The organism is Nostoc sp. NMS9, assembly GCF_017114995.1.
Classification (GTDB): domain Bacteria; phylum Cyanobacteriota; class Cyanobacteriia; order Cyanobacteriales; family Nostocaceae; genus Nostoc.
On record NZ_JABXKL010000094.1, the window covers coordinates 1 to 2,956 of the forward strand.

Below are 2,956 nucleotides of genomic sequence, written 5' to 3' on the forward strand. Positions count from 1 at the left end.
GATATCACGATTACTCCAGTTTGATTGGGATCTTATTTTCTTGCAAGTCCCTAATTTCTTATGGACAATCAGAAATTAATTGGCAAATACCAAATATTTAAAAATAAAATACTTTATTAAAGATAAAGAAAACTATGAGCGAGTACCAGTATTACGAATTCCAGGCATTAGACCGACCATTAACTGCATCAGAACAAGCATATATAAGTAGTTTATCTAGTCGGGTACAACTGAGTGCAACAAACGCAATTTTTACCTACAGCTATGGAGACTTTCGAGGTGAACCCAAGGAAGTTCTAGAAAAGTGTTTCGACATCATGTTATACATGGCGAATTGGGGAACGCGACAATTAATGTTTCGTTTCCCTAAAACAGTGGTTGCTCCATCAGTTTTTGAACCTTATTGTTTACCTGATAAAATTACTGTATCAAGTAGCAAAAATTATGTAATTGTAGATATCAGTATCCAGGATGAAGAATATGGAGATTGGATAGAAGGAGAAGGATGGCTAGCAAAATTAGTGCAATTGCGTGATGATATTTTGCAAGGAGATTACCGAGTTTTCTATCTGGCTTGGTTAAAAGCAGCTTCAATAGCAATTGAAGAAGGGGAAGATGAAGAAGATTTAGTTGAACCAACTGTCCCAGCCAACTTGAAAAAGCTACCTGATGCGATTGGGACTTTTATAGAGTTATTTGATATTGACCAGGATTTAATTGCATCGGCATCTCAAGTGAGTATTGATAAAAAAGAAAATACTGAACCCATAAAAGAGTGGATTACAGCTTTGTCATCAGAGGAAAAAGACTATTTTCTTTTGAAATTGGCAACAGGTGAAATTAATGTTGGAATACAACTTGTAAACCGACTGCGAGAACTATTTAAAATTCCCAAAAGTGATAGCAATTATGATACTCACAGACGCTCATTCTCCCAGCTACTAGAAAATGCTAATGAGCAAATGCAACAACGTCAGCAACGAGAAAAATTAGCAGCACAACAGGAAAAAATCTGCAAGTTAGAAGTTCTAGCTAAAAATCAAGATAAAGTATGGTCAAATATATATAAGTTACTTGAATTCAAGCAATCCAAAACTTATGACCAAGCAGTTGCACATTTAGTTGACTTGCGAGAATTGGCTGAATATCAAGGAAAGCTAGAGGAGTTCAAAGTTTCTATTAAGCAGATGCAAAAAAATTATAGCACCCGGACTGGATTGCTATCGCGCCTGAAAAAAGTTGGATTATTGTAAATTCTCTAAGTGTACAATTTTTCTTTTCTGACATGGTGATGCTGATTACCATTTTACATTCATGGTATGAAGCCCCTATTTTTAAATAGGTCGAATAAAAAAAGAAGATTTTTAAGGCACGTAGTGCGATAACTTAGCAGTGCGGAGCCGGAGCCGCTCCGCCTCCGGTCCATATTTGAAACAAGAGCTTTTAAGTTACTTATTCCCTTTCCCATTTCCCTTTCTTCACACTCTTGTTTGAGCGAAAAATAAGCTGATGTATCTAATAAATACATCAGCTTTTGACTTATCCCAAGATTTCAATCACAGCCGCGAGAATAGCTGGCGCTTTGTCTGAAACCGGAATGAACACCCGCTTTTTCCAGTTGATGATCTCAGTGAAACAGCCAACAGCTAAGAGTCGCTCTGCCAGTGAGATAGCATTAACCAGTTCTATGCGAGGTTCTGTGGCAATATAAGAACGCCGTAAAGTAACGCCACCCGGTAACTGCTGGGAATAGCCTTCGTTTAGCACTAAAGAGACTAACTCCTGTGGGCTTAACAGCTTGCTCTTAAGTCCGAGTTGTTCAGCCACAGATTGAATATCTACTGCACTGACCACCCGACCCAGAATTTTCTCGCCATCGCTGGTCTGCAACCGATATACTCGATTGTTCTTCTGGGGTAGCATTTTCCAGATTGGCAGCAATATCCCAGTCACAAGGTGAATATAATCAGTAGTGAATCTGGGCAATTGGTCAACTTCCTTCGACCAAGCTGCAACAAAGGCATCAGCCGAAACCTGCTTCCAAGTGGACGCTTCCAACTTATCGACAGGGACACGCGTTTCTTTCTGTGGACGAACGAGTAGAACTCTTGGAATCACCCCGCCTTGGTCATCAAAGAAGCTGTGCGTAGGAATGCTCACAGCCGCATTACCGGATTTCTCATTGATCATGAGTTGCCCTTGATACTTAACAACAAACTCAAGCATTTCATCAGCCGTTTTGATGTTGTTCTTTTGGACACGCTCAATCTTTAAGTAATTGGTCACGCTACCAGTTTGAGGATGAGTATAAACTGATTCACAGCTTTCGATACTAAATCTATCAGCCCGAAGTGTTTCTACTCCAACTTCAAACACACCATTTGCGATCGCAGTCTCGATTTGTTGACTTAATAGCAACTCGAAACGCTCGAAAATCGTATTTTGCATCCCGATTGTCAAAGCCAGCAGGCGATTGAGGAACTGTCGCAAGGGTGGAAGGTCTATCTTCATTCCACCTTCAGTGGAAGTGAGGCTAAGTCCGGTCATCTGTTCAAACTTCCCTAGAGGAACTTCATAAAATCGACCTTGAAAAATCTGCTTAAACAACTCGTATAAAGCATATTCAGCATAGTTCGATTCTAGATTGTCTTTGGCATCAAACATACCGTTACCGCCAGTTTGCCTCTGACCACGGGTGAGTGCGCCCAAGCTGTCCAGCCGTCTAGCAATCGTGCTGATGAATCGGCGTTCACCGCGCACGTTAGTAGTCACAGGACGGAAGACTGGTGCAGAAGCTTGGTTGGTACGGTGAGTGCGCCCAACGCCTTGAATTGCGTTGTCAGCACGCCAACCAGCTTCGAGTAAATAGTGCGATCGCCTTCTACGATTTACAGCATTTAGCCCTCTTCTGTCACTTTCCGGAATAAGAAAGTAATAACTAAGTGAAATTATCCAG

General features: G+C 40.9%; 2 protein-coding genes. One reads left to right on the forward strand and one right to left on the reverse strand.

The genetic code is table 11. The features are described from left to right. Positions 1–134: 134 nt before the first annotated feature. Positions 135–1,253, forward strand: coding sequence for a hypothetical protein (locus tag HWQ40_RS31745; protein ID WP_292785890.1), 1,119 nt, complete (start codon positions 135–137; stop codon positions 1,251–1,253). A gap of 286 nt (positions 1,254–1,539) precedes the next feature. Here the strand turns inward: HWQ40_RS31745 and HWQ40_RS31750 are convergent. After that, positions 1,540–2,956: strawberry notch C-terminal domain-containing protein (locus HWQ40_RS31750; protein ID WP_292785892.1), on the reverse strand; the 1,417-nt coding region annotated here is incomplete at its 5' end.

Bases quoted from the DNA above. Each gene is read 5' to 3' on its own strand.
- HWQ40_RS31745 (WP_292785890.1), top strand. From the start codon at position 135: ATGAGCGAGTACCAGTATTACGAATTCCAGGCATTAGACCGACCATTA.